Raw genomic sequence first — 25,628 nt, forward strand, 5'->3', positions numbered from 1 at the left:
ATGAGTGATCTGCTGAATGTGGTGGTGGATGGCCTGTACCGTCAGGGACGTCACAATCTCAGCGTCACGCTGGTGGCGGAAAATGGCCAGCCGCTGCCGGACTGGCAACCGGGTGCGCACATTGATGTCCATCTGCGTGATGGTCTGATACGTCAGTACTCACTGACCGGACGCTGCGATGACGCGCGCGGCTATCAAATCTGTATTGCCCGCGACGGGCAATCACGCGGGGGATCACGCTACGTGCACGACACGCTGCGCCCCGGCCAGACGATTGCGATTTCGCCACCGCGCAACCTGTTTCCTCTGCAACCGGCCACTAAAGTCATTTTGCTGGCGGCCGGAATTGGCATTACGCCGCTGTACGCCATGGCGCTGGCGCTGGAGGCCGCTGCCGTGCCTTTTGTGCTGCATTATTTTGTGCGCCAGCGCGGTGATGAAGCTTTTGCCGCCGAACTGGCGCAGCGTTTTCAGCATGGATTTTGTGAAATCTGGTACAGCAGCGAAGGCCGCAGCGCCCGTGATTATCCACCGGCGGAACTGCTTGATGCTGCCGCCGACACGCATCTGTACCTGTGCGGGCCGGAAGGGTTTATGACGCACATGCAGCAGCAGGCGCTGGCGCGCGGCTGGGATAGCGCCAATATTCACGCTGAAGCGTTCAAACCTGTCGCCCGCACGGCTGGCGCGGAAGAGGGCTTTACCGTGACGCTGGCACGCAGTGGGCAGCAATGTACCATTCCGCCTGACAAAACCATTGCCACGGTGCTGCTGGAGCATGGCGTCGACGTTCCGCTCTCCTGCGAGATGGGCATGTGCGGCGCCTGCCTGACCCGGGTCACCGCCGGAGAGATCGATCACCGCGATACCGTGCAGTCTGACAGCGAAAAAAGCGCCCCGGAGCAGTACATCGCCTTGTGCTGCTCGCGCAGCAAATCGGCGGAACTGGTGATTGATCTCTAGGGCGCGCCGCAGGATGACTTAATCCGTGCCGGAAAGCTCAGGTTCCGTGCGCAGCACAATGGCTTCTTCTGCCGCCTGTGGCAACAGCTGCAGCAGCCTGCTGGCCATCTGGCTTTCCTGCTGCAGGATGGTCCGCACGATCCTGACATCCTCCCCCTCTTCCGCCTGCTCTGCGGCCACCAGCAACGTTGAGTAGGTGGCGATTTTATAGTTACAGAACACGTAGCTGCTGACGGCCACACGGATGCCCTCTTCATCCTGCAGCATGTCGCTGGCGGCCTGACCGACCGCCGACATCCGGCCTAACGACTCCTTCAGCACCGACCAGCTGCTGTCATACTGGCGCAGCAGCGTTTTCACCTGCTGCTGCTGTTCACGACTTTGCTCAAGATACTGCTCAAGGCGCGTCTGCAATGCGGGATGCTCCGTCAGGCGTAACACCGCCGCTTTCAACAAGCTTTCCGCGTGTTTTTCCATAGCATGCGCATCGCGCAGCCAGTCCAGATACACAGATTCCTTCGTCATGTTTCGCTCCAAAGTAAAGTGACACCGGCCAGGCACATCAGCCGCGTTGGATGCTCGTCACTGAGCCGGCAGCACGCTCTTACCTCATCGCTTTCAGGCTGTTTATCTGAAAATAAGCGAAGCGCTAATTAAGTCCAGGCGAACAACTTAATTAAACGTAGCAAGTAAGCGCAGCTGTGCAAGAAAGGTTTTTAAGAATTGCGACAGCGGATAATTGTCATAACCTCATCGAATCACATTAGCGGCGCTAAAAGAATGCTTCCCTTTATGAAAGTAAAATGTTAACAATTCCACCCCGGATGTTTTGCCGGAATAAATCAGCTGGAATTGACTCATAGTTAAACAACCAACGTGCTGTAAATTAAAAGTTAAGATTATTCCTGGCTTGATTATGGTAAAAACATCGCTACATTTATTTTTGCTTCATGCGGGTATGAACTGAGAGGAAAAAAATGAAGGATCCAAAGAAGAAACCTGAAGAGGAAGAAAAAGTGACGCAACGTCGTGGGGGTTCAGGCAACTTCGCAGCCGATAAGGAGCGCGCGGCTGAAGCAGGCCGCAAGGGTGGTCAGGTCAGTGGCGGTAACTTTAAGAACGATCCACAGCGTGCCATTGAAGCCGGCAGGAAGGGAGGAAAGATCAGTCGTCGTAAATAAGACTTTCCCCTCTTAATACTGATTTAACCTCGATAACCTTTGGCACCACACTCTCCTGACATTGTGTTTACGCTTCGCTTAAATGCGTGATAAACCTTGTCAGGAGAGTAATTTTCTCGCTGGAAAACAATTAATCGATCAAATCTTCAGCGATCCGGCAGCATTTACCGCTTCGCTTATAATGCCTCAATTGCATCGTTTATTTACCACGAATTTAAACCATTGCTTATTTAACTAACAAATCCGCAGCGGCTATATTTGTACAAGCCACACAGACTTGTACACTTTTATTTAAGCGGTTTTTATTATCGGCGCTGATATATACACAAGCTTACAATTAGCTAACTCCGCATTATTAAAGGGATAATTGCATCTGCGATGCACCTTACCGGGGTTAATCCTCCGCTATCCACTTGATATCACCTCTGTTTTAGCTAAATTCTCCCTTCAGGCTCACATACGCGTTGTTTACCCTGACGCTAAGGAAACTCATGAACGCTGAACTCAATGACTGTATCGCGCTGTGCTATCGCTGCGCGACCGCCTGCGACCACTGTGCGGCGGCTTGTCTGCTGGACGCTGACGCCAGTGAGATGAGCGTCTGCATTAGCCTGAATCAGCAGTGCGCGGCGCTGTGTTGCGTAACCGCCCAACTGCTGGCTGCCCAGAGTGAACTGAGCGAGCAGCTCTGTACCATCACGTCGATGGCCTGTCAGCTGGCTGGTTGGGAGTGCCAGAAGCACCAGCATCCGCACTGTCAGACCTGTGCTGAAATTTGCCTGCAGTGCGCAGATAGCTGCATGACGGTGGGCATGGCGGAATAACGGATTGAGGTACCGGGCGGGCGGTGGCAGGTCGCCAGTGCGGCGACTGGCGACCTGGCTTAATGATCCTGCATCACCAAACCGCCATCGACATACAGCGTCTGGCCGGTGACAAATTCGCTCCACGCTGATGCCAGAAACAGCACTGGCCCGGCGACATCCGCGGCGCGCGCCAGTCGTCCGAGCGGCGTTTGCGCCGTCAGCGCGTGGCGGACCGCTTCTGGCGTATGCTGACTGGCATCGGTGGGATACACCAGTCCCGGCGCCACGCAGTTCACCCGAATGCCCAGCGCCCCCAGTTCGGCCGCCAGCGTCCGGCTAAAGCCCGTCAGCGCGGCTTTTGCGGTGATATAGTCGTGATAAGCCACCGCTGGCCGGGCGATCAAATCACTCACCAGATTGATGATGCTGCCGCGCGCGCGGCGGCGCATCAGCGGCAAGGCCGCCTGACACACGTTGTAGCAGGCGTTCACTGCGCCATCAAACTGCGTCTGGTAAGCAGACCAGGACGTTTCCCAGAAGCGCTGGCGCCGGTCGGGATCGAAGCGATAAGGTGCGAAGGCATTGTTCACCACCACATCCAGTCGCCCGGTAGCGGCCTCGATCTGCTGCATCATATCGGCTACCTGTGCGGCGCAGGTTACATCGGCGGCAATCGCCAGTGCCCCCCCGCCCTGTGCTTCACAGGCCGCGACTACCTGCGCAGCGGCGTCGTGATTACGTAAATAGTTGACCACGACAAACGCGCCTTCGGCGGCAAAGGCCTGGGCAATGGCGGCGCCAATACCGCGACTGGCGCCGGTCACCAGCACGGTGTGATTGCTGAATTTCATTGCGTTTCTCCACGCCCGCTCAGTCAAGATAGGGCGCATAGTGTTCAGCGGCGGTTTCCGCCGCCTGTTCGATTTCGCACAGGGTAACCAGATCCAGCAGGCTAAAGCGGCCATCGTGATGCCAGCCCGCCTCCGGTGAAGTCATGTTACCCAGCGCCGTGATGCGCGTGACGCCCGCCGCCCCGAGTTGCGCCGCCAGCCGAAACAGCACCTCGGGCGCGGCCGCGAGGCCAACGCTTTGCAGATACGCGCGCTGCGCGGCTACCCAGCTTACCGTCTCCTCCAGCGTATCCACGGCAATCACCTTCAGCGTGCGCCCGAGCGCGCCCGGTTGTAACGGCTCCGGCTTATCGACGTACACCACCGCCCAGGCATCGTGCTCATCACCGTACAGCGTGCGGTCACCGCTCAGCGCACGCATTTCCTCCACGTTGCGCCACGCGGCCACAGCCTGACTTTCACCCAGCGTCAGCGTCGCGCGCGGATAGCGCTGTGCCAGCGCGGCAAGTTCATGGGCGAGGTAAGCAGCAAACTCCTGCGGCGACACCCGGCCACCGCGCTCAATAAACAGCGCCTGCGGCGAGTAACAGCCGGCCTGGTCATAGCGCATCACATCGTAAGCCACCTGACGCGCCAGCGCCGGACCGCGCCGCACGTCCAGCGCCGAGCGCGCCACCATGCCAAAACTGATTTTGTGGCCATGCGGCAGAAAGCGCGTGGCTGGCGGCAGACGCCGCTGCATCGCCGTCAGCGCGGCTTCTCCGCCATAAGCCATCACCACGTCTGCCTGGCGGAACCACTGCTGCTCAGTGCGTTCATCACCGCCCTGCCACCATACGACGGCCAGACAGTCGCCCAGCTGCGGATCGATCTCCGCCAGCAGCTGGGCGAACCAGCCCGCCATCAGCGGCTCAGCGCTCGCCACCTTGCCCACGCTTCCCGCCTTCACCAGCAGGCCGGCAATCAGGCTCCACAGCGGCAAACCCGGCACATTGCCGGCCCAGATCTGCAGCAACAGCTGCGGACCAAACGCGCGGACAAAGCCGCCTTTTGGCCGCGGCTGAAAATCGTCCAGCATCTGCACGTTGCCGAATTCCTCCGCCAGAAAACGCCGCAGCTGCGGTTCACGAAAGGTTTTGAGATAGCCGGTTAAACCGAGCCGCAGCATGTCGGCGTCATAGCCGGTAACCAGCGGCAGCAACCGCTCCGCCTGCTGGCGCACCGGGTGCGAACGGTCAAGCAGGCGCGCGATGGCTTCATCAATCAACGCGGTGATGCGCGCTACGCTCAGGGTGTGCAGGTAGCGGCGCGCGTTATCGCGTACGCTGGCCGCCAGCGTGGCAATCTGCGCCTCGGACAGCACCGGCACACACACTTCCAGCGCGCTGCCCTGCTGGCCAAAGTGCAGGCTGTGCCACGCCACCTCGCTGTGGCGGATGCCCGGCAGATGTCCGGCATACACTTTCATGCCCGTGCCTGCGCGGCAGCGAGAAACGATTCCATCGCCAGCGAGCAGCCTTTGGCATCCGCGCCCGCGACGCGCCCCAGCAGCTGAAACCCGCCGGGCACCATCACGCCGGCATCTTCGGTCAGAATGGCGGAAACAGAATTGAAATGGGCGAGATCGTGATGCACCAGTACGCCTGTCTCACCTTCCGGCACCTCCGCACCGGTCAGCGGGTTGACCACGCGCGTGCGGATCCAGTGCGGTCCGGATTTCACCGGCGGGCAGATTTCATTGCCGGAATCGTAAAACTGCGTGCTGAGTTCAGTCATGCCGTACATATTGATGCAGTGCGAACGCGGAACGCCGAGCGTCTGCTGCAGCACGCTATAAAACGCCTCCGCCGCCACTTCACGCGACTGGCCCTTAAAACCCCCGGTGTCGAGGATGCGGCTGCCCGGCGGCAGCCTGAAACGCCGCTGCTGACGCGCCAGTTCGTCCAGCAGGTGGACAAAACTGTAGCTGGCACCCAGCAGGGCATAGGGTTGGCCGCTGGCCTGCGCCTGCTCCAGCGCGGCGATCAGACGAGGCAGTTTCAGCCCCTGCGCATCCACCATCACTTCGCTGTCTTGCGTGCCACATTCTTGCATCGCCAGCGTCAGATAATGGGCCAGCGAAGAGTTGGGCAGCTCGCTGCTGTGCGGAAACAGGATCGCCATCGGCAGGCGCGGATATCCGGCCATAAAGCGCTGGCGGAAATTGATCAGCATCGAGCGATCGTAAACCGCCAGCGTCGGGTGATAGCTGCGCCCCCGGCCGGTCCCCGTGGTGCCGCTGGTCATAAAGATGTGGGGAATCTCCGCCACCGGACGGCAGCTCAGCGTCAGATCTTTAAACGCCGTAATCGGCACCGCCGGAATCTGCCGCCACTGTTTGACCGTCAGCGGCGTGCGGCCGCGCTGGCGGGCGAAGCGGGCGTAAGGAAGATTGTGTTCGAATTGCCACGCGAACAGCTGCAGCGCCAGCTGGTTGAAATCCGCTTCCGTGGTTTCTTCGCGCTGCATAAACGCCAGCAGCGCGGCGATGATTGACGCTTCGGTCATGAAGGTGCCCTCTTTGGACTGCGGCATAACGGCCAGCCAGGGCCTGAGAAATGCGCAGGATTCGCAGAAAGGCGCAAAGAGGGAATGAGGGCGTGCAGTGACCCTGGTTCCACATCCCTACGCCGGTATTAGCCGGATCAGGTTCAGAGGGTCACTACGTTGCCGGCCGTGACAGCCGCGCGGGTAGAATCTCAGCCCTCTAACAGGGCACCCCTTGGAACAAGCTGCATTCTGGGGTCGGAACGGAGGGCGTGTCAAGGCGGGAAGGCGCAGAACCCCCCGCTTCAGCAACGCGATTATTAACGCGCAATATCACTCACAGGAACGCGATCAGCCCGGCTGACGCAGGCAAAGCGATCGCTGAGCAGCGGATAGTTTTGCGCATCCGGCAGTTCAAAGTGCCACCATTCGGTGGGCATGCCGACAAAACCGCCGCCGAGCATGATGGCGTTCAGCAACAGGCGATGGCGCTGCGCCTGCTGCGGCACGTTGGGATGGAACGGGTGCGACTCAGCAGACATGTCGTCAAACCCGGTCCCCATCTCCAGAATGTTGCCCGACTCATCCACCAGCGTCACATCGATCGCCACGCCACGGCTGTGATTCGAGCCCCGCGTCGGTGGCACCACATAATCCGCGTCGGGACAGGCATCCCACAAGTGCCACTGCGCCTGCTGCGGACGATACGCGTCCAGCACCAGCAGGCGAAATTCCGCCAGCTGGGCGATATCGCAGCTGCGGCGCAGCGCGGCGGCGGCATCCGGATGCAGCAGCGCCTGCGCGTCGCGATAAATGGCATACCCGGCGATGTTATCGGCGGTGGCGTATTTTAGATCAAACATCAGGCCCGGCAAGGTGGCAGCCAAATCGATTAATTCAACGTCCTGCACTGTACATCATCCTGTTTATTGTTAGCCGGCAGCGTAAACGGCTGGCGCGGCAGCGTGGTGAGTCGCTCTGCGCCCTGTGCCGTGACGCGCACGGTTTCACTGAAGGCGAGGCCCTGCGCTGAAATATACATGTGAAATACCATGTTTTCCTCCAGTAACCACGGCGCCTGAGGATGAAAACAGCAGCTGAAATCGCTCGGACGCGGGGTGCGCGTATACAGACCCAGCGCATAACCAGTGATGTTGCTGTAATCCTCACGCAGCCCGGCGCTAAGCACCGCCTCGCGCGCGACGGCATCCACCGTGCAGGCCGCAACGCCCGGCTTCATCGCCCGTAGCTGGCGATCCTGAATGGCGATCAGCTGTTGTGCCAGCGCCGCGCGCGCCGCAGAGCTTTCACCGACAATCAGCGGACGCATCAGCCGCGCGCTGTAGTGCCGCACTTTTGGGATCAGCTCAACGTGCAGCACATCGCCCGCTTGCAGACGCTGCTCATGGCCGCTGGCATGCAAAAATCCGTTGTCGCCGCTGGCGATAACAATCGGTCCGGTTTCACCGCTGTCAGCACCGAGCCGCAGAAATTGTGCCGCCGCCAGCGCGGCGACATCTCGCACACGCCAGCCGCCCTGCACCTGCGCACTCAGCTGGGCCAGCGTGGCATCGGCAATGCTGGCGGCCTGGCGTAAGCTGGCGATTTCAGCCTGAAATTTAACGCTGCGCAACCGGTCGCTGATGCCGCTGACATCACACCAGCGCACCCCGGGCAGATGGCGCGCCAGCTGCTGCCAGCTGTGTACCGTCATGCCGTAGGATGCATAATCCGCGCCCAGCCGCGCCCGCTGATAGCCGCGCCGCGTCAGGCTCTGCGCCACCGCCAGCCACGGATCGTCTTCATCACGGTACGCGTCAATCGCCAGCTGCGGTGACTGCGCGCGGCACGGCGCGGCATCCAGCTGGCGCAGCACCATCCACGGTTCGTCCTGCAACGGCACCAGACAGGCACGATAACGCGTTTCCGACACGGTATAACCGGTTAACCATGCCAGCAGTTCGCCATGATCGATCAGCATCACCTCAATGTCGGCGGCGAGCATGGCGCTGCGCAGCCGTGACAGCGCGTCGGCGATCATGACGCCGGTTCAACCGGCTGGCAGATGTCGAGGATCGCCAGCAAATAGATACGCACCATATCGAGAAATTCACTGATCTCAACGCGCTCGTCCGGCATGGTGTTGTACTTGCCGCCGGGCCCGCACACGATGCCCTCCATACCCGCATGCTGATACAGGTGCGCCGCATCGGTACCGTAGAAGGCGGGCGGCGTGATCACCCCGGTGGGCTGCGGCGTACCGCGCACAGTCTGCCAGCCGCGATTGACCGCTTTAACGATTGGTGATTCCGGCGACACCTCAAACGGCAGCATGGTGGGTTTATCGCGCAGGCCGTCATCGAACAGCTGTGCCTGCAGGCCCGGATAGCGCTGGCACAGTGCATCCAGCAGGGCCTGCAGATCGGCCAGCACGCCGTCCACCGTTTGCCCCGGCGCAAAGCGGGCGGAGCCTTTCAGGCGGACAAAATCCGCGACCTGCGGCGGCCGCCACTCCTGCAAATCACGCCCCAGCGCACCGTGTACGGTGCCAATATGGCCACGGTTAATTTTGCGGTGTTCTGCGCTTTTCGCTCCGCTGAAGGTGATGTTATTGATCTGCGGAATCAGTTCGACCGCCGCCGCAATCGCGTCTACCGCCTCCTCACGCTTTGACAGATGGCGCGTATCGCCGGTCAGTTCAATGGTGAACATCAGCGAGCCGGCATGCATGGTCAGCGCCTGTAAATCCGTGGGTTCGGCATTGATGAAATAGTCGGCGCGTACACCCTGCTCAATGGCGGCCAGCGTACCGATGCCGCCCTGTAACTCGCCGACCACATAAGTGAGGATCACGTCACCCCTGAGCTTCACGCCGGCATCAATCAACGTCTTTAGCGCGCAGAAATAGGCGGCATCGCCCGCTTTCATGTTAGAAACGCCGATGCCGTAAATAAACTGATCGTCGATTTTCCCCGCCCACGGATCGACGGTCCAGCCTTCGGTGACCGGGTTAGTATCAAGATGACCGTTGAACAGCAGGCTGTGGCCGCCTCCGCTGCCGGCCAGCCGCCCAATAGCGTTCAGCCGATCGCCGGCCACCGGCTGCAGTTCCGTCTCCAGCCCGAGCTGCGCCATCTGTTCTGCCATATAGCGGGCTAATTCGCGTTCGCCCTCGGTGGCACTGTAACTTTTGTGCTGCACCATTTTTGCCAGGAAAGCGAGGCAGTATTCACGATCGATGTGATGAATTAACTGTTCAGGGTTCATGCGTTTCTCGTTATGCCACGGATTGGGTCAGATCAGGGATGTGCACGGCATCAAGCAGTGCACGGGTGTAAGGATGCTGTGCCTGCGCCCGCATATTCTCGCCGGGCAGCACTTCCACCACATCACCGCGATACATCACCGCCACGCGATGCGCGATCTGGCGGATGAGATTGAGATCGTGGGTGATGAACAGATACGCCGTGCCGTAGCGACGGCGCAGCTCCAGCAGCAGCTCGATAATGGTGGCCTGCACCGACACATCGAGCGCCGCCGTGATTTCATCGCAAATCACCAGGTCCGGCGGGTTAGCGAAGGCGCGCGCAATCGCCACGCGCTGCTTTTGCCCCCCCGACAGCGCGTGCGGATAGCGGCTGGCAAATTCCGCGGGCAGCCGCACTTCCTGCAGCAGACGCGCCACCGCCTGCGCCTCGCTTTCTCCCGGTGGCAGTCCATACAGCCGCAGCGGACGGGCGATAATTTCGCCGACGGTCATGCGCGGATTGAGTGACGCATCCGGATGCTGAAAAATCATCTGCACGCGGCGGCGATACGCCGGGTCCATTTGCGCGCGGCCATATAACGTCGCGCCGCAGAAGTCGATGCTGCCAGTGAACGGCACCAGACCCGTTATCGCCTTGCCGAGTGAAGATTTACCCGAACCGGACTCGCCGACCACGCCGAGAATTTCGCCCTGATGCACCGTCAGCGAAACCGCATTGGCGGCCCGCGTCGTGTTCGCCTCCCGTTTCAACAGCCGATCGAGCACGCCGTGCTGGCCATAATCAATCGTTATCGCCTGCAGGCTGAGCAGCGGCTGACTGCCGGCCGCATCCGCGACCAGCCGATGCTGCGGATCCGGCACCGCGGCAATCAGTTTGCGCGTATACGGATGCGCGGGCGCGCTGAACAGCGTGCGCGTCGCGGCCTGCTCGACGATGCGGCCCTGCTCCAGCACGCACACGCGGTCGGCCACTTTCGCCACCAGCGCCAGATCGTGTGAGATATACAGCGATGCGACGCCGGTCTCGGCGCGCAGTCGCTCGTAAAGATCGAGGATTTGCGCCGAGCTGATGACGTCCAGCGCCGTGGTCGGCTCATCAAAAATCAGGCAGTCCGGCTGGCAGGCGAAGGCGGTAGCGATCAGGATGCGCTGCTTCTCACCGCCGGAAACCTGATGCGGATAGCGCTGCATCATGCGTGCCGGGTGCTTCAGCTCGACATCGCGCAGCAGAGATTCCCCCAGCTGCTGCGCTTCGCGCGCTGACAGCCCACGATGACGGCGCAGCACTTCGGTGACCTGTTCACCCAGCGTCAGTGTCGGGTTCAGCGACGCGCTGGGATCCTGAAAAATCATGCCAAGCTTTTTACCGCGCAGCGCCATCAGTTGGTGCGCTGGCAACTGCAGCAGGCTCTCGCCGTTCAGCCGGATATCACCCGCCTGCTCGCGTGCGTTACTGGCCAGCCAGCGCATGATCGCCCAGCCGAGGGTGGTCTTGCCGGAGCCGGACTCCCCTACCAGCCCCAGCACTTCGCCCGGCATCACCTGCAGGGTGATATCGCGCAGTACCGGCAGCGAATGGCCGCGCGCTAACGCATAATCGAGGCTGTAATTGTCCACCGACAGCACCGGGTTGTGCGGACTCTTCATTTGTGGCTCCCTGGATTTAACACATCACGCAGGCCATCGCCCAGCAGGTTGAAGCCAATCGCCACCAGCGCGATAGCCAGACCGGGGATCATCATCATCCACGGTGCTTTAAAGAAATAGCTGCGCGCCTCGGACACCATCAGCCCCCACTCCGGCTCGGGCGGCTGCGCGCCGAGACCGAGAAAGCTCAGCGTGGCAAATAGCATGATGGCGAATGCCACGCGAATGGTGGCTTCCACGATGATCGGCGCGAGAATGTTCGGCAGCATTTCGCGCAGAATGATGTAGTAACCCGCTTCGCCGCGCGCGATGGCAGCGCTGATGTAGTCCTGCTGACGCGCCGCCAGCGCCACGCTGCGCGCAATGCGCACCATGCCCGGCACGAAGGCGATAGTGATAGCCAGCACGGCGTTCATGCTGCTCTGCCCCAGGGTGCTGACAATCAGCAGCGCAAACAGCAGGCTGGGAATCGCCATCACCGCATCCATGGTGCGCATCAGGAATTCATCCACTTTGCCGCCAAGGTAGGCGCTGGCGGTGCCCAGCACCGAGCCAATAACCATCGCCAGCACGGTCGCCAGCAGCGACAGCAAAATGGTGGATCGCGCGCCGACCAGCACCCGGCTGAAAATGTCGCGCCCCAGCTGATCGGTGCCGAACCAGTGTTCTGCGCTGGGCGGGAGGTAACGCGTCAGGATGGAGATCGCTTCCGGATCAAACGGTGCCACGTGCGCGCCGCCCGCCACCATCAGCAGCGCCAGCAGCAGAATCAGCACACCCGCCGCACCCTGCGGCGAGCGCAGTAATCGTTTCAGTATTTCAGGCATAGGAAATCCGCTTATCGAGCATGACGTAGGCCAAATCCGCGAGGAAATTCACCACGGCATAGGTTGCCGCGAGGATCATCACGCCGGCCTGAATGGTGGGCAAATCGCGCGCCTGCACCGCGACGATCAGCTCCCGGCCAATACCGGGAATAGCAAAAATCTCCTCCACTACCACAATCCCGCCCAGCAGATAGCCGACGTCAAGCGCCACAATGGTGATGGTGGGCAGCAGGCCATTACGCAGCGCATGGCGCCACAGGATGCGCCGGCGCGACAGGCCTTTCAGCCACGCGGCGCGAACGTAGTCGGTGTGCAGCACGTCAACCATTTCTGAGCGCACCATGCGCGAAACGTGTGCCACCAGAATCAGCGCAACGGTGATCGACGGCAGAATCAGGTGCTGAATACCGCTGATAAAATTTTCGCTGAGCGGCACATAGCCGGTGGCGGGCAGAATCTGCCAGACATCGGCAAACAGCAGCAGCACCAGCGTGGCGGTGACGAATTCCGGAAACGAGATGCCCATGTACGAGATCACGCTGACCAGCACATCGGCGGTCTTACCGCGCCGCACGGCCGCCCAGATGCCGAGCGGAATGGCGATTACCAGCATCAGTAACAGGGCGCACAGCGCCAGCAGCAGCGAGCGCGACAGCGCCGTCAGCAGCGTTGGCCCGACGGCCAGGCCATTGCGCATCGACACGCCAAAGTTGCCCTGCAACGCCTGTGTCAGCCAGTGCCAGTATTGCAGCCAGGCGGGCGCATCCAGCCCAAGCCGCGCCCGCACCGCCGCCAGCGCTTCCGGCGTGGCGTTTTGTCCCAGCAGCGTAACCGCGGCATCGGCGGGCAGCAGCTGAGTGATGCCAAACACCAGCAGCGACACCACCAGCAGCGTGTAAATCATCAGCAGCAGGCGTTTAAGCAGGTAACTTGCTGTCACGGTCGCTCCTTACAGGCTGCGCTTTGGCGCGTTAGCGGTCAGCCAGACATGATCGAGGCGGAACACCGCACCGCGCGGATGCAGATGATAGCCCGCCACGTGCTCACGGCTGGCAGCCAGCAAATCAAAGAAGGTCGGGATCAACGAGGGCACCTCGTCGTGCATCAGCTGCTGGGCTTTGCCGTACAGCTGGGTGCGCAGCGTTTCGTCATTGGTTTCGCGCGCCGCCATCACCGCACCGTCGAAAGCCGCATTGTTCCAGCGCGTTTCGTTCCACGCCGCCGTTGAGGTATAGAGCAGAGAAAACACCGCATCCGGCGTCGGCTGCATGTTGTAAAAGCCGACGTAGAAATTGCCCTTCTTCCACACCTGATCGAGATAGGTGCTGTGCGCCATGGTCTGCACATTGATACGGAAACCGCCCGGTTTCGCCATCTCCCGCAGGGCAATCCCCAGCTGGGTGCGGGTTGACGGCTTGTCTGAGGCGATAAGCGTTAAATCCAGCCCATTGGGATAACCGGCCTCCGCCAGCAGCGCTTTGGCCTTGCTGTAGTCCAGCGCTTTTTGCGTCAGCTGCGCGTAATACGGATAAGCGGCGTTGATCGGCGTGTCGTTACCCGGCGACCCCAGACCGTCTGCGACAAAATCCACTGATGCCTGGCGGTCCACGCATAACGCCAGCGCCTGGCGGACGCGCACATCATTAAACGGCTTTTGATCGCAGCCCATGTTGACGTTAAGAAACTGGCCGGACGCCACGCGCAGCGGCAGCACGCCCGCCGATTTGGCTAAGCGGGCAAACTCGCTCGACTGCGCACTCAGCATCAGATCGGTATCGCCGGCAATCAGCGCGGAGCTTTCAGCGATAGCGTCGGGATACACCACCACTTCCACGCCATCCAGATATGGCCGCGTGGCGTCGTAATAGTGCGGGTTACGTTTCACCACGATTTTGCGTTCCGGATCGTAAGACACCAGCTGAAACGGCCCGGCCCCCAGCGAGGCGCTGCTCAGCTTGTCGTATTGCCCCTGCGCGATGTGTGCCGGGATGATTTTGGCATCCGGATAGGCCAGCATCACCGGCAGATCGGCATAAGGCGCCTCGGTCTCAATCAGGATGGTGTTGTTGTCTTTGGCGCTTACCGTTTTAATCGGGCCGATGTTGTGCAGCGCCGGTGAGGCGTTTTTCGGGTCCAGCAGTGCCTGCAGGCTGGCGACCACGTCCGCTGCGGTGAGCGGCGAACCGTCGCTGAAGCGCAGATCGGGCCGCAGCGTGAAGGTCCACTGGGTTAAGTCGTCGTTCGGCTGCCAGGACTGCGCCAGATCGCCTTCCGCTTTCATCGCCTGCGTCAGGCGGGTTAAGCCGCTATACAACAGCTCTGCCACCAGATATTCCGGATTAACCCGCACCTGATGGGGATTGAGCACGCTGACCGCCTGGTCAACGCTGATGCGCAATACGCCACCTTTACGCGGCGTGCCGCCCGGGGTCGCGCTGGCAACGGCGGCAGCCGAGGCACTGAATGACCAGGGCAGCAGCGCCGCTCCGGTCAGGGCGGTTGAACTGGCGATAAACTGTCTGCGGTTTAACCCTTTCATGGCGCACATCTTCTGTTCCTCGTTGGTTTATTAATTACCCTGGGTTGGCTGAAAATCATTGGCGAGATACGCCAGAATCGACTGCGAAAGTGCAATAACATCTGCCATCGTGGTGTATTCATCGGCGGCATGAATGCGGTTATCAGGACGGGCAAGTCCGCCCAGCAGAATTTCCTGAATGCCGGCCTGCTGTACCCAGCCCATATCCGAGCTGGTGGCGGATCCCCAGGCTTTGAATTCTGCTGGCGGGAAGCCGAAGCCCTGGCTGAGCGCCGCCTGCCAGCGCGGCCAGTGCGGACCGGTGGGATCGGCGACTGGCGCCAGATGGCCAATCAGTTGCAGCGTGACGTCGCTGGCGGCGCTGCCCTGCATCGCCTTATCCACGCACTGCGTCAGCTCCTGCCACACGTCGGCAAACGGCTCTTCCGGTGCATAACGGCGATTAACCAGCAGCTCGAAACGTTCCGGAATGGTGGAGCCTTTACTGCCACCGTGCGCGGCGGCCAGCGTCAGTAAGGCGGTGAGCGGCTGGCCCTGATAGTGCGGCGGCGCGGGCATTGCCGAAACCCGCTGTTCCACCTCGCCTTTCAGCTGATACAGCGCATTCATCAGCGGAAGCGCGGCCTCAATGGCGTTAATACCCTGCAGCGGATCGCCGGAGTGCGCCGAGCGGCCGCTGACGATAATTTTGATATCGACACTGCCAAAGCAGCCGGCCCAGATGCGCGGCACCGCGCCGCCGTTGAAGCTGAGCAGGTGACCGTGAAATAACTGCTGCTCCGCCAGATAACGAATACCGGGATAAAGGCCGCCCTCTTCATCGGTACAGAGTAAAAACACCGGGTTATAGCGCAGGCTGAGCTGATAGCGCTGCGCGGCCCGTACCGCAGCCAGCGCGGCCACGATGGTGCCTTTCATATCCGCGGTGCCGCGTCCAAACAGCTTGTTTTCCGCCACGCTGAGCGCCAGCGGCGGAAAGCGCCAGCCATCGCCGGCCGGAACCGTATCGGTGTGAAAGTAGAGATTGCAGTTTTCAGCCGCGCCGGCATCCAGCGCGGCCAGCAGATTCACCCGCTCGCCCTGCGCGCTGCCGTCCGGCGTCTGCCACAGCGCGTCGGGCACCGAAACGCGCTGCAAATCAAAATGCATCGGCTGCAGCATCGTGCTCAGCAGGTCGGCGAATGCTGCGTAACCCAGTCCGGGCGGGAAGCAGGTATCCACCGCCAGCATGCGTTGCAGATCGTCAAGAATCTGCGCCTGATCGTCGGCGATATAGGTCAGAGCGCGCTGTAGTGATGAATTTTCCTGCATAAACTGTTCACTTATTGTATTTCTATATAGTTTATAGATAATGCAAATGAACAGCTGGGGTCAATCGGTAATCGGAAACATGCAAAAAAACTATGACGCGCACGACGTTCCTCAATTCAGTCGCCTGAACGAAGGCGAAGGCGCTCCGCTGTACGAAGTAGTGAAGCGCTATATCAGTGAATCCATCCTGCAGGGCGAACTGCCGGCGGGCACCATTCTGCCCAGCGAAAACAGTCTGGCGGCGAAGTTCGGTGTCTCGGTCGGTACGGTGCGCAAGGCGCTGGCGGCGCTCACGACGGAAGGGATGCTGATGCGCCGGCGCAAAACCGGCACGGTGGTGACCGGCTGGGCGCCGCTGCATAACCTCAGCCATTTCTTTCACTATTTTCGTCTGCATGACAAATCGGGCGGTTTGCTGCAGTCGGAAACGCGACTGCTGGAGTATCAGCACAGTCGCGCCAGCGCCGACGAGGCCGATAAGCTGCAGATCGCAGCAGGTGACGCAGTGATTCGCCTGAAACGCCTGCGCCGGGTGAAGGGCATTGCGGCCATGCATGAAACGCTGGTGCTGCCCGCCGCGCGTCTGCCCGACTTTCCACCGGCGGAACAGCTACCGCAGTTGCTGTATCGTTACCTGTTTGAGCAGTACGATGTGCGTGTTGCGGCAGTGCGCGAGCAGATCAGCGCCACGCTCGCTACGGAAGAAGATGCCAGCCTGCTGGAACTTACTCTGCCGCACGCGGTGATGGTGATCGATGAGGTCTCATTTGATCAAAGCGCTACGCCGGTGATTCTTGCGCATCACCGTTTCAGCACTGAACATTTCATGTATGTCAATGAGATACGCTGATTATGTAGACGTTTTACTGTAAGGTGTTTCAGATACGCATCGACGCGCACCTGATTAATTTGCACCAAAACGCAGCGAACGTTGTGAATAACAACCGCTGAGATGACCTCACTGAACAGGACATTTCCCATGGCAGCACGGCAGCACCATTACCAGATTCACCTTCGCTGGAGCGGCAATCGCGGCGATGGCACAGCGTCTTATACCGCTTACGATCGTGACAGCGAATTACAGGCACCCGGTAAACCGCCCATTTTGCTGAGTGCCGATCCGGCATTTCGTGGGGATAAAACGCGCTGGAATCCTGAGGAATTGCTGCTGGCGTCTGCGGCGGCCTGCCATAAGCTGTGGTATTTACACCTGTGCGCCGATGCCGGCATTGTGGTGGAGGAGTATGAAGATGCTGCCGAAGGGAACATGGTCGAGGGGGCGCGTGGCCACTTCACCGATATCACGCTGAAGCCGCGCATCAAACTGCGCGACCCAGCGGATGCCGATCGCGCGCGGGCATTGCATCATCAGGCACACGAAGCCTGCTTCATCGCCAACTCGCTGAATTTTCCGGTAAACTGCGATCCTGAGTTTTTCTGATTATGATGCGCGGGCCAGCGGCGTTTGCCACAGCCGCACGCCGTTGCGCCCGGCGCGCTTCACTTCATACAGCGCTTCATCCGCATGGCGCAGCCAGTCGCTTAACGATTCGGCACTGACCGCAGGCGCAATACCGATACTGACCGAGCAGCGAAACTCTGCCGAGGCCGGTAAGCGCAGTTGGGCAATATTCTCTTTTAGCCTTTCGGCCAGCTCCACTACCGATTCATCGCTGGCCTGATGCACGATAACGCCCAGCTCATCGCCGCCAAAGCGCGCCGGAATGTCCTGCAGCCCGACATAGTTGCGCAGCAGCGCCGAGATCTCGGCCAGCAGAAAATCGCCCGCCTCATGACCCCAGCTATCATTGACCACTTTGAAGTGATCGACATCCAGCAACAGCAGATAGCCGCTGCTATCGCCGCGCCGCGTGCTAAGAAATTCACTCTCCAGCCGCCGCTCAAACAGGCGACGGTTAGGAATTTTCAGGCCGGGATCCATCAGCGCGATGCGCTCCAGTTCACGGTTGCGGGTGCGTAAATGCCAGGTGAGATTGTAGGAAGCCACGCTGAGTACCAGCATGTAACAGGTGGCCAGCGGCAGCGTCAGCCAGACGGTTTGCGTGCTGAACGCCAGATGTACGCTGGTGCCATCCAGCAGCCACACCATAATAAACCCGCACAAAAATGCCTGTATGGCGGCAATCAGCTGCGCGCCGCCGCCAGCGGCATAGCGATCCGATGCCAGCACCGCCATGATGACAAAAGAGGGCATCGGGCTTAACGCCATCAGCGCTACCCAGATTCCGCCAAAGGCGGCATCCAGCGTCAGATTCTGGCGTTCGGTACCGGTTGAGTCTTCGGCACGAAGCGCACGCTGATACGCCAGCCATGGCCAGAAAAAGGCGTTCACAAACAGCAGTGCACTGAATGCCAGTCCGCGCTGCATTTCCAGCAACACCGAGAGAATCGGAAAGAAACAGAGGATCGTGCCGAGCTGACGCATGATGAACATACGACGAACGAAGCGTTTTGACCGGCGCTTCAAATGGTTTTCATCAGGCGAGTAGTAATTCATTCACGGAAAATTCAGGTCGACAAAAATGGCAGTGTATCGGGAAAAAGTCGACCTGCGGCGACTTTTTTTAAGAATTTTCGCCTTGCACATTGGCGACACGTAAGTAGGAAGCGCTTAGCCGCCAATAGCAGCAGCGGCCAGCGGGTGAAGTTCGCTGCCGCTGTGCGTATAGTTAGCTTGCAGCTCCCTGCAAACGAAACTGGCTGACCAGCCGCTGCAGCATGAATGCCTGCTCTTCCAGCGCCTGTGCTGAATGGGATGACGCGCTGACCAGCGACGCATTTTGCTGGGTGGTACCGTCCAGCTCACCTACCGCGCGCGCGATTTGCTCAATGCCGCGGCTCTGCTCATCAGAAGCAGCCGCGATCTCCGCCATGATTTCATTCACGCGTGCGATGCTACTGACAATCTGCTCCATCGTTTCACCCGCGCGCGCTACCTGCTGATGGCCGTTACTGATACGCCCTACCGATTCGCCAATCAGTCGCTCAATATCTTTCGCGGCTCCGGCACTGCGCTGTGCCAGATTACGCACTTCGCTGGCGACCACGGCAAAGCCTCGCCCCTGCTCGCCGGCGCGGGCGGCTTCAACCGCCGCGTTGAGCGCCAGGATATTGGTCTGGAAGGCGATGCTGTTGATCACCGCAGTAATCTCGGCAATTTTCTTTGAACTATCAGAAATCTCGCCCATGGTGCTGACGACGTCATGCACCGCGATACCGCCCTGACTGGCGTTATGCGTCGCTTCCGCCGCGATCTGGCTGGCGAGACGCGCATTGCTGGCATTATTTTTCACCGTGGCGGTGAGCTGCTCCATGCTGGCGGCGGTTTCCACCACCGCAGCCGATTGCTGGGCGGTGCGCGACGACAACTCGAGGTTGCCCTGATGTATGGTGCTTGCTGCCTGCGACACATTGCTGACGCTGTGCAGCACCTCGCCAATCATGCCGCGCAGCCGCGCATTCATGCGTCCCATGGCAGAGGTGAGCTGGCCGAGCTCGTCCTGGCGATTAGTGACAAACTGCGAGCTGAGGTCGCCGCTGGCAATGCGTTCCGCCAGCGCGAGGTTGTGGAACACCGGGCGCGTAATCTGCCGGATGATGGTCCAGGCCACCAGCACACCCAGCACTATTGCCAGGCTGCCCATCAGCAGCGAGAGCGCCGCTGACCCGTTAGCCAGTTCATCGTTACGCGCCTTAACCAGGGCGATGATCTGTTTGATCGCCGCGCTGCTGTTATCGCCCGCCACTTTGACGGTGTTTTCCGCGACACGCAGCTGGCCGTAAATCGCTGCCGCCTGCAGGCTCAGATCTTTAAAACGTTCGGTATCCTGCCATAGCGCGTTAAATCCGCCCTGCTGCTCCGCTGGCAGCTGAGTCAATAGCGTGTTCATGTCCTGCCCGGCGCGCTGAAAATCATGTTCCAGTTTATTGCGCAGTGCCTCGCTGACGTTGAAGCGCAGCGCCCAGGCCTCTTCGCGCACATTACTGATGGCAAACAGCAGCTGATATATCTGGTTGGTGACTTCGGGTGTGCTGACGGGGGTCCGGATTAGCCCGGTATAGCGCGACGTCATGTCCTGCTGGCTCAGCGCATCCAGCTGGCTGCGCAGCTCGTTGAGCTGTCGGGTTGCCTGGGTCATGGCGGTGATGCTGTGCTGAAAACGGGCAAGATGGCTGGCGACATCGTTGAGCAACCCTCTGGCGTCCGCCGTCCACGGCAGCTGCTGGGCCTGCTGCGTCAGTTGCTGAGCGTGCGTGACGTAATCCGTCATGGTGTCACCCGCTTTGTCCTCGCCATACAGATATTTAAGACGATTGATTTTGGCCTGAAAGACTTCAATGTTGATGTCATAAATCAGATTGGTTTTCTGATAGATGTCGTGAATCTGATTGAATCGTTGCACGCTGAGCGCTGTGGCCAGCGCCACCAGCAGCAGGACGATGCCGAAGCCCGCCGCCAGCTTGCACGTAATGCGCACATTCCGTAATCGGGAGACCAGTCCCATGTCTCGCTCCTGTCATTGTTGTTTTTGTTGAGTTTGCAGAAGGAGTTATCGGACCGTAACGGGAATTGTTTACTGTCGCGGGGCGAAAATGTGCTGTGTCATAAAAGCGGTATAGTATTTAGCCAAAATACTCTTTTAAAGCACTTCTTAAAGCGCTAATATCAGCACCATAAAGTGTTAATATACTTCACCTGTTTTCATTATCTAAGTCCGGATACCTCACCATGCCATTTCAGATCCTGTCAAACACCGCTGCCAGCATCACCGATTTAAAGCGTGATCCCATGGGAACAGTGCGTTCAGCGGAAGGGGAAACCATTGCTATCTTAAACCGCAACGAGCCCGCTTTTTACTGCGTTCCACCGGCTGTTTACCAATATCTGATGGAATTAGCAGAAGATGCAGAATTGGGTCGTATCGCTGATGAACGCATTTCTGAATTAGCGGATGCGAAAGAGATTTCGCTGGATGACTTATAAATTAAAGTTCGTTCCTTCCGCTGAAAAGGAGTGGAAGAAACTGGGTCATCCGGTGCGTGAGCAGTTTAAGAAAAAGCTGGTACAACGGCTGGAAAATCCCCGTGTCCCCTCAGCACAACTTCACGGACGAAAAGATCAGTACAAAATAAAACTACGTGCTTCAGGCTATCGCCTGGTGTACCTGGTGCAGGATGAAACCATAACTGTCATGGTATTAGGTGTGGGTAAACGCGAAGGCAGTCAGGTCTATGCGGATACGGAATACAGATTGCCTGAGTAATCTGTTGATAGAAAAGCCGGCGATTTCAGCCTGAAATCGCCGGCCATAGCCGGGCAATTACCAGCGAGTTGCCAGCATATCAATGACGAAACGGTACTTCACCTCGCCCTTCAGCATACGCGCGAAGGCCGTTTCGATCTCTTCACCGGCGATCAGCTCAATATCTGCCGTGATGTTATGCTCGCCGCAGAAATCCAGCATCTCCTGAGTCTCTTCAATGCTACCGATGGATGAACCGCTGATGCTCAGACGGCGAAACACCAGCGGCGTGACGTTCGGCGACTGATGCGGTTGGTCAGGAATGCCGACCAGCACCAGACGGCCATTGGTCTTCAGCGTCGCGAGGTAAGGATCGAGATCGTGCGGTGCCGCCACGCAGTCAATGATGAAATCAAGCGAGGTCTGGCATGCCGCCATCTGCGCGGCATCACGCGACACCACCACGCGCGTCGCACCAAGACGACGTGCGTCAGCACCTTTTTCCGGCGAGGTAGTAAACAGGGTAACCTCAGCGCCCAGCGCGCTGGCCAGTTTTACCGCCATGTGGCCCAAACCACCCAGCCCCACTACCCCGACGTTATCGCCGGCTTTGACGCCAAAATGGCGCAGCGGTGACCACACCGTCACGCCCGCACACAGCAGCGGTGCCACGCCCGCCAGCGCCAGATTTTGCGGGATCGACACGACAAAATGCTGATCGACCACCACATTCTGCGCGTAGCCGCCCCAGGTGCTGTCGCCGGTGTATTTATCGATGCCGTTGTAAGTGGCGGTGAAGCCCGCTTCGCAGTACTGCTCTTCCTGCTGCTGGCAGAAGTGGCAGGCACGGCAGGAATCCACCATCACGCCCACGCCAACCACATCACCGGCTTTGAAACGCGTAACCTGAGTTCCGGTCTCCAGCACGCGTCCAACGATCTCGTGGCCCGGCACCAGCGGATAACGACTGACCGCCCACTCATTGCGTGCCATGTGCAAATCGGAATGGCATACGCCGCAGTAAAGAATTTCAATTTTTACGTCCTGCTGCTGCAGCGGACGCAAGGTAATCTGGCCGGTAGCCAGCGGTTGCGCTGCATCCTGCGCCACCAGTGCGTTAATTTTCATGATGCCTTCCTCAAATTCTGATGTGGGCTGAATGAAGGCGGCTGACTATAATCAACGCGGTGCAGAATTGATAGTAGTCACCATTTGGTGACCATAAAGGAGAGTGCGATGCCAGCCTGGGTTGATGGCAAACTGGTTTTCTATGCGGATTCGCCACCGCGCCGTCTGATGGATCTGTTTTCGGTGAAATGGAGCACGATGGTGCTGCACGCGTTGTATCACTGGCCGGGACAGCGCGCCCGAACCGGTGAACTGCAGCGTAGCCTGCAGGGGATTTCGAAAAAAATGCTGTTTCAGACACTGAAAGAGCTGGAGCAGCGCGGCTTAATTGCGCGTCAGGTTTACGAAGTGATTCCACCGAAAGTGGATTACCGGCTGACCGCGCTGGGGATGACCTTCGCCCGGCCGATTGAGCAGATGTATCAGTGGGGATTAGAAAACCAGGCGGCACTGGATGAGATGGAAGCTAACCTTCGCGCAGCAGGCGGCACGCCGGCGGAAAACGCCCGCCCTGCAGCGTCATCCGCCAGTGAATAACCACGCGCGGGTCGCATACTGTTCGTCGCGGCGCGATTTATCACACATTAAATAGCGCCGCAGTTCGTGGATCGATCCAGTGACCGTTAACCAAACGGCGTTTCGCGTGCCAGCAGACGGGCGATGACGTTGAGAGCGCCCTCGTCGTTATTACTTTCCGTCCGATAACGCGCGACGGCTGCCACCGGTGCAGCGGCGTTGGCCATGGCAAAGCTGTAACAGGCCTGGCGCAGCATTTCGATATCGTTGGCGCTGTCGCCAATCGCCAGCACTTCACAATCATCAATGCCCCACTTCTCCTGCAGCAGCGCGATGCCGTGCGCCTTATGACAGCCGGGAATGATTAAATCGACAAATCCAAATCCGCTGGAGACCGGATGCATGATGTTTTCAATCGCGTTCAGTTCGCTATGCAGACGCGCCAGCAGCGCCTCAACACCTTCGTGTGCCAGATTCAGCGAAAACTTGAAAATGGTATCGTCGATATCGTACAGGCTGTCGCGCTTCTCCAGCCGGCGATAGTGATTGGCCAGCATGGCGACCACCTTATCCGGCATTGACTTGTGCACATAAGCGCCGTTGCGACCGCACACCACGGTGCTGATCTCCGGCTCTTTGGCGAGGATATCCAGCACCTGATGAACACGTTCCGGCGCCAGTTCACCGCAGAAAATTTCTTCGTTGCTGTCGGACACCCAGGCACCGTTTTCAGCCACGAAGGCGATCTCATCTTTGATAGCGGGAAAATAGTGCTGCAACTGATAATACTGATTGCCGCTGGCGACCACGAAACGGATGCCTTTCTCCTTCAGCAGCGCGTACTGGCGCGCAAAACGCTGCGCGTTGTACTGCTTATTGTCATCGAGAAATGTCCCATCCATATCCACCGCAATCATTTTTACTGCCATCATGCTCTCCCGTCTCTGTGTGCCGTCAATCCATCCGGCTTTACCAAGGTTTTATCAAGCTTACTCGCGGTGTGGATTAATGAGAATGTGAATAATGAGTTTGTTAACCGCTTTCAGAGATTTCCAGCCCATTTTTTACTGCAATTCGGCCCCTTTTTCTCTGATCCAGGCACAGAACATGTCTGCCATATCGCGTGCGTAAGCCTGAATTTCTGCTGCGCTGCGCGGCGATTCGGAAAAATGCTTGCCGACGTCCCCCAGCGTACTGTTGATTAAATCCGCCGCCCGCGCCACCTCAGCCGCGTCCCGCTGCGGCAGCAGCTGTTGCAGAAATTCGCACATCACATTCTCGCCATTGGCGCGCGCGGCCTGCACTTCCGGCGCATCCCGGTAAAGCGGCGCGGCATCATTCAGTGCGGTGCGCATCGCCGCCTCTTCACACTCCGAGTTGAGGAACGCCCAGGTCAGCTGATGCAAGCGCTGACGCGGCGTAGATTCGCTGTCGCGCAGAATCGAACCCAGCAGATCGCCGGTTCGCTGCCACTCTTCGCTCTGCAGACGGAAAAGGATAGCGGCCTTGTTGGGAAAATACTGGTACAGCGATCCAATACTGACGCCCGCCCGTTCGGCCACGCGGGCAGTGGTAAAGCGCGTGGCACCTTCCTGCTCCAGAACCTGAGTCGCCGCCTGCAAAATGGCTGCCACCAGCTCACTGGATCGCGCCTGCTGCGGCTTTTTTCTTTCAGAAATCTTAGCGTTACGTTGTGCGGCCATCGTCTGCTCCTGAACGCGAATAGTGAAATGCGAGTAATTCATCGTATTCTGTTCCTGACGCAAAATCCACCTTCTGATGCAGGAACCCCGATGATGAACACCCTGACTTCCGCGCCGCTGGCGCCGCTGCTTAACTATTTATTTGAGCTGGCGGATAACATGGCGCATCCCACCAATGAAGCGTTTCGCGTGATGTCCGATGAGGAGCAAACGCGTCTGTTGCAGAGCAAAACCGATTACCGCGAACTTTACGGTCATTTAAAAGATGTGCCGCTGGCGGTCTCGCGGGAAACCGGCAAATTGCTGTATATGCTGGCGCGTAGCAGCCGGGCCCAGCATATCGTTGAGTTTGGCACTTCGTTTGGTCTCTCCACCCTGCACCTGGCGGCGGCGGTGCGCGATAACGGCGGCGGTCGCATCATCACCAGCGAGTTTGAACCGGGCAAAGTGGCGCTGGCGCGCAATCATTTTGCCGATGCTGGCGTCAGTGATCTGATTGAAATTCGCGTGGGCGATGCGCTGGACACGCTCAGTCAGGACCTGCCAGCCAGCGTTGATATGCTGGTGCTGGATGGCGCGAAGGCGATCTATCCGGAGATTTTGCAGCTGGTGCAGCCCTGGTTGCGTCCGGGTGCCCTGATTGTGGCCGATGATGCCGATTTCAGCCCGGAATATCTGGAAATGGTCCACGGCAGCCGCCTCTATACCTCGCTGCCGTTTGCTGATGGCGTCGAAGTTTCAATGTGGCTGGGATCGCCACATAAAGGCGCTTAACAGCGTCACGTTTATGTTATATCGTTACAATCCCGTGCTCTGATTGAGGTTGCTGCGATGAAGTTTACCGTTCCACTGTTAGTGATTGCTTTTGCTTCGGCGAAAGCGGGGGCATTTCAGGCGAAAATCGATCCGTTAAAGCTGGCGCTGAAACCGGCTAACGCACTTGCCAGCACCGATCAGGCGCAGCCGCTGGCGATTGCCGAAGCGCATGCGCGCCTGGCGGCGGCGGTGAGCGGCTGTCAGTGTCCGTTCTGCACCCAGATGCGGCTGATGAATACCGGATTATGATGATAGGTTCGTCGCCGCACAGCCCGCTGCGCG

The 25,628-nt window shown here is 59.2% G+C and carries 27 protein-coding genes and 1 riboswitch; of the genes, 10 read left to right on the plus strand and 17 right to left on the minus strand.

The features are described 5' to 3' along the window. A complete protein-coding gene (locus C1N60_RS20895; RefSeq protein WP_150360171.1) occupies nt 1-963 on the plus strand; it encodes a PDR/VanB family oxidoreductase in 963 nt (320 codons plus the stop codon). 18 nt (nt 964-981) lie between these two features. Here C1N60_RS20895 and C1N60_RS20900 read toward each other — a convergent pair whose 3' ends face one another. Then, the gene (locus C1N60_RS20900) at nt 982-1,488 is read right to left on the minus strand and encodes a YciE/YciF ferroxidase family protein (protein WP_282955317.1); all 507 of its coding nucleotides are present in this window, start codon (nt 1,486-1,488) and stop codon (nt 982-984) included. Between the two features lie 491 nt (nt 1,489-1,979). On the opposite strand from C1N60_RS20900, the gene C1N60_RS20905 reads away from it, so the two are divergent. Both C1N60_RS20905 and C1N60_RS20910 read left to right on the plus strand, forming a co-directional pair. Beyond that, entirely contained in the window at nt 1,980-2,144 is a 165-nt protein-coding gene (locus tag C1N60_RS20905; protein ID WP_010615780.1) for a con-10 family general stress protein, read from the plus strand. Between the two features lie 491 nt (nt 2,145-2,635). Further along, entirely contained in the window at nt 2,636-2,968 is a 333-nt protein-coding gene (locus C1N60_RS20910) for a four-helix bundle copper-binding protein (protein WP_394521943.1), read from the plus strand. Nucleotides 2,969-3,027: 59 nt separating this feature from the next. Here C1N60_RS20910 and C1N60_RS20915 read toward each other — a convergent pair whose 3' ends face one another. From C1N60_RS20915 to C1N60_RS20965, 11 genes are all read right to left on the minus strand, one after another. Further along, complete coding sequence (locus C1N60_RS20915) at nt 3,028-3,801, minus strand: SDR family oxidoreductase (RefSeq protein WP_394521944.1); 774 nt, start codon at nt 3,799-3,801, stop codon at nt 3,028-3,030. Nucleotides 3,802-3,820: 19 nt separating this feature from the next. Next, nucleotides 3,821-5,269 carry an acyl-CoA reductase gene (locus C1N60_RS20920; RefSeq protein ID WP_394521945.1) on the minus strand — a complete coding sequence of 483 codons (1,449 nt, stop codon included), beginning with the start codon at nt 5,267-5,269 and terminating at the stop codon, nt 3,821-3,823. Further along, nucleotides 5,266-6,375 (minus strand): LuxE/PaaK family acyltransferase, encoded by a 1,110-nt coding sequence (locus C1N60_RS20925; protein WP_394521946.1) that lies wholly within the window; start codon nt 6,373-6,375, stop codon nt 5,266-5,268. Before C1N60_RS20925 ends, C1N60_RS20920 begins: the two co-directional genes overlap by 4 nt. Nucleotides 6,376-6,443: 68 nt before the next feature. Further along, nucleotides 6,444-6,573: riboswitch (TPP riboswitch) on the minus strand. Nucleotides 6,574-6,647: 74 nt separating this feature from the next. Next, nucleotides 6,648-7,190 (minus strand): D-alanyl-D-alanine dipeptidase, encoded by a 543-nt coding sequence (ddpX, locus tag C1N60_RS20930; protein WP_394521992.1) that lies wholly within the window; start codon nt 7,188-7,190, stop codon nt 6,648-6,650. Between the two features lie 29 nt (nt 7,191-7,219). Continuing rightward, nucleotides 7,220-8,368 carry a M24 family metallopeptidase gene (locus C1N60_RS20935; protein WP_394521947.1) on the minus strand — a complete coding sequence of 383 codons (1,149 nt, stop codon included), beginning with the start codon at nt 8,366-8,368 and terminating at the stop codon, nt 7,220-7,222. After that, on the minus strand, nt 8,365-9,594 hold the full coding sequence (locus tag C1N60_RS20940) for a M20 family metallopeptidase (protein WP_058770482.1): 1,230 nt from the start codon (nt 9,592-9,594) through the stop codon (nt 8,365-8,367). The genes C1N60_RS20935 and C1N60_RS20940 overlap by 4 nt, the downstream gene beginning before the upstream one ends. A gap of 10 nt (nt 9,595-9,604) precedes the next feature. Further along, complete coding sequence (locus tag C1N60_RS20945; protein WP_394521948.1) at nt 9,605-11,242, minus strand: dipeptide ABC transporter ATP-binding protein; 1,638 nt, start codon at nt 11,240-11,242, stop codon at nt 9,605-9,607. After that, entirely contained in the window at nt 11,239-12,069 is an 831-nt protein-coding gene (locus C1N60_RS20950) for an ABC transporter permease (protein WP_394521949.1), read from the minus strand. The genes C1N60_RS20945 and C1N60_RS20950 overlap by 4 nt, the downstream gene beginning before the upstream one ends. Beyond that, nucleotides 12,062-13,009 (minus strand): ABC transporter permease, encoded by a 948-nt coding sequence (locus C1N60_RS20955; protein WP_021508731.1) that lies wholly within the window; start codon nt 13,007-13,009, stop codon nt 12,062-12,064. Before C1N60_RS20955 ends, C1N60_RS20950 begins: the two co-directional genes overlap by 8 nt. 9 nt (nt 13,010-13,018) lie before the next feature. Then, nucleotides 13,019-14,617 carry an ABC transporter substrate-binding protein gene (locus tag C1N60_RS20960; RefSeq protein WP_288422310.1) on the minus strand — a complete coding sequence of 533 codons (1,599 nt, stop codon included), beginning with the start codon at nt 14,615-14,617 and terminating at the stop codon, nt 13,019-13,021. A 21-nt stretch (nt 14,618-14,638) separates the two neighbouring features. After that, on the minus strand, nt 14,639-15,919 hold the full coding sequence (locus C1N60_RS20965; protein WP_394521950.1) for a M20 family metallopeptidase: 1,281 nt from the start codon (nt 15,917-15,919) through the stop codon (nt 14,639-14,641). 79 nt (nt 15,920-15,998) lie between these two features. Between C1N60_RS20965 and C1N60_RS20970 the strand changes: the two genes are divergently transcribed. Together C1N60_RS20970 and C1N60_RS20975 are read left to right on the plus strand one after the other, a co-directional pair. Further along, entirely contained in the window at nt 15,999-16,769 is a 771-nt protein-coding gene (locus C1N60_RS20970) for a GntR family transcriptional regulator (RefSeq protein ID WP_394521951.1), read from the plus strand. Between the two features lie 129 nt (nt 16,770-16,898). Further along, nucleotides 16,899-17,360: an OsmC family protein gene (locus C1N60_RS20975; protein WP_394521952.1), complete on the plus strand. Its 462-nt coding sequence runs from the start codon at nt 16,899-16,901 to the stop codon at nt 17,358-17,360. On the opposite strand, the gene C1N60_RS20980 is transcribed toward C1N60_RS20975, so the two are convergent. Next, nucleotides 17,361-18,437, minus strand: a complete 1,077-nt coding sequence (locus C1N60_RS20980) for a diguanylate cyclase (protein WP_394521953.1) — start codon at nt 18,435-18,437, stop codon at nt 17,361-17,363. Between the two features lie 172 nt (nt 18,438-18,609). Further along, a complete protein-coding gene (locus C1N60_RS20985) occupies nt 18,610-20,445 on the minus strand; it encodes a methyl-accepting chemotaxis protein (RefSeq protein ID WP_394521954.1) in 1,836 nt (611 codons plus the stop codon). Between the two features lie 224 nt (nt 20,446-20,669). Here C1N60_RS20985 and C1N60_RS20990 point away from each other — a divergent pair, with 224 nt between their 5' ends. Beyond that, entirely contained in the window at nt 20,670-20,924 is a 255-nt protein-coding gene (locus tag C1N60_RS20990; RefSeq protein WP_058758675.1) for a type II toxin-antitoxin system Phd/YefM family antitoxin, read from the plus strand. Then, nucleotides 20,914-21,204, plus strand: a complete 291-nt coding sequence (locus C1N60_RS20995) for a type II toxin-antitoxin system RelE family toxin (RefSeq protein WP_058758676.1) — start codon at nt 20,914-20,916, stop codon at nt 21,202-21,204. The genes C1N60_RS20990 and C1N60_RS20995 overlap by 11 nt, the downstream gene beginning before the upstream one ends. A 57-nt stretch (nt 21,205-21,261) precedes the next feature. Here C1N60_RS20995 and C1N60_RS21000 read toward each other — a convergent pair whose 3' ends face one another. Next, the gene (locus C1N60_RS21000; protein ID WP_394521955.1) at nt 21,262-22,311 is read right to left on the minus strand and encodes an NAD(P)-dependent alcohol dehydrogenase; all 1,050 of its coding nucleotides are present in this window, start codon (nt 22,309-22,311) and stop codon (nt 21,262-21,264) included. A 108-nt stretch (nt 22,312-22,419) separates the two neighbouring features. Between C1N60_RS21000 and C1N60_RS21005 the strand changes: the two genes are divergently transcribed. Beyond that, nucleotides 22,420-22,848: a winged helix-turn-helix transcriptional regulator gene (locus C1N60_RS21005; RefSeq protein WP_058770471.1), complete on the plus strand. Its 429-nt coding sequence runs from the start codon at nt 22,420-22,422 to the stop codon at nt 22,846-22,848. Between the two features lie 86 nt (nt 22,849-22,934). On the opposite strand, the gene C1N60_RS21010 is transcribed toward C1N60_RS21005, so the two are convergent. Further along, nucleotides 22,935-23,756, minus strand: a complete 822-nt coding sequence (locus tag C1N60_RS21010) for a Cof-type HAD-IIB family hydrolase (protein ID WP_058781353.1) — start codon at nt 23,754-23,756, stop codon at nt 22,935-22,937. A gap of 135 nt (nt 23,757-23,891) precedes the next feature. Continuing rightward, on the minus strand, nt 23,892-24,530 hold the full coding sequence (locus C1N60_RS21015) for a TetR family transcriptional regulator (RefSeq protein WP_264444758.1): 639 nt from the start codon (nt 24,528-24,530) through the stop codon (nt 23,892-23,894). Nucleotides 24,531-24,623: 93 nt separating this feature from the next. Between C1N60_RS21015 and C1N60_RS21020 the strand changes: the two genes are divergently transcribed. Next, on the plus strand, nt 24,624-25,304 hold the full coding sequence (locus C1N60_RS21020) for an O-methyltransferase (protein WP_031279936.1): 681 nt from the start codon (nt 24,624-24,626) through the stop codon (nt 25,302-25,304). Between the two features lie 57 nt (nt 25,305-25,361). Then, on the plus strand, nt 25,362-25,595 hold the full coding sequence (locus C1N60_RS21025; RefSeq protein WP_394521956.1) for a hypothetical protein: 234 nt from the start codon (nt 25,362-25,364) through the stop codon (nt 25,593-25,595). Nucleotides 25,596-25,628: the final 33 nt, after the last annotated feature.

The organism is Pantoea sp. SGAir0184 (genome assembly GCF_043544755.1).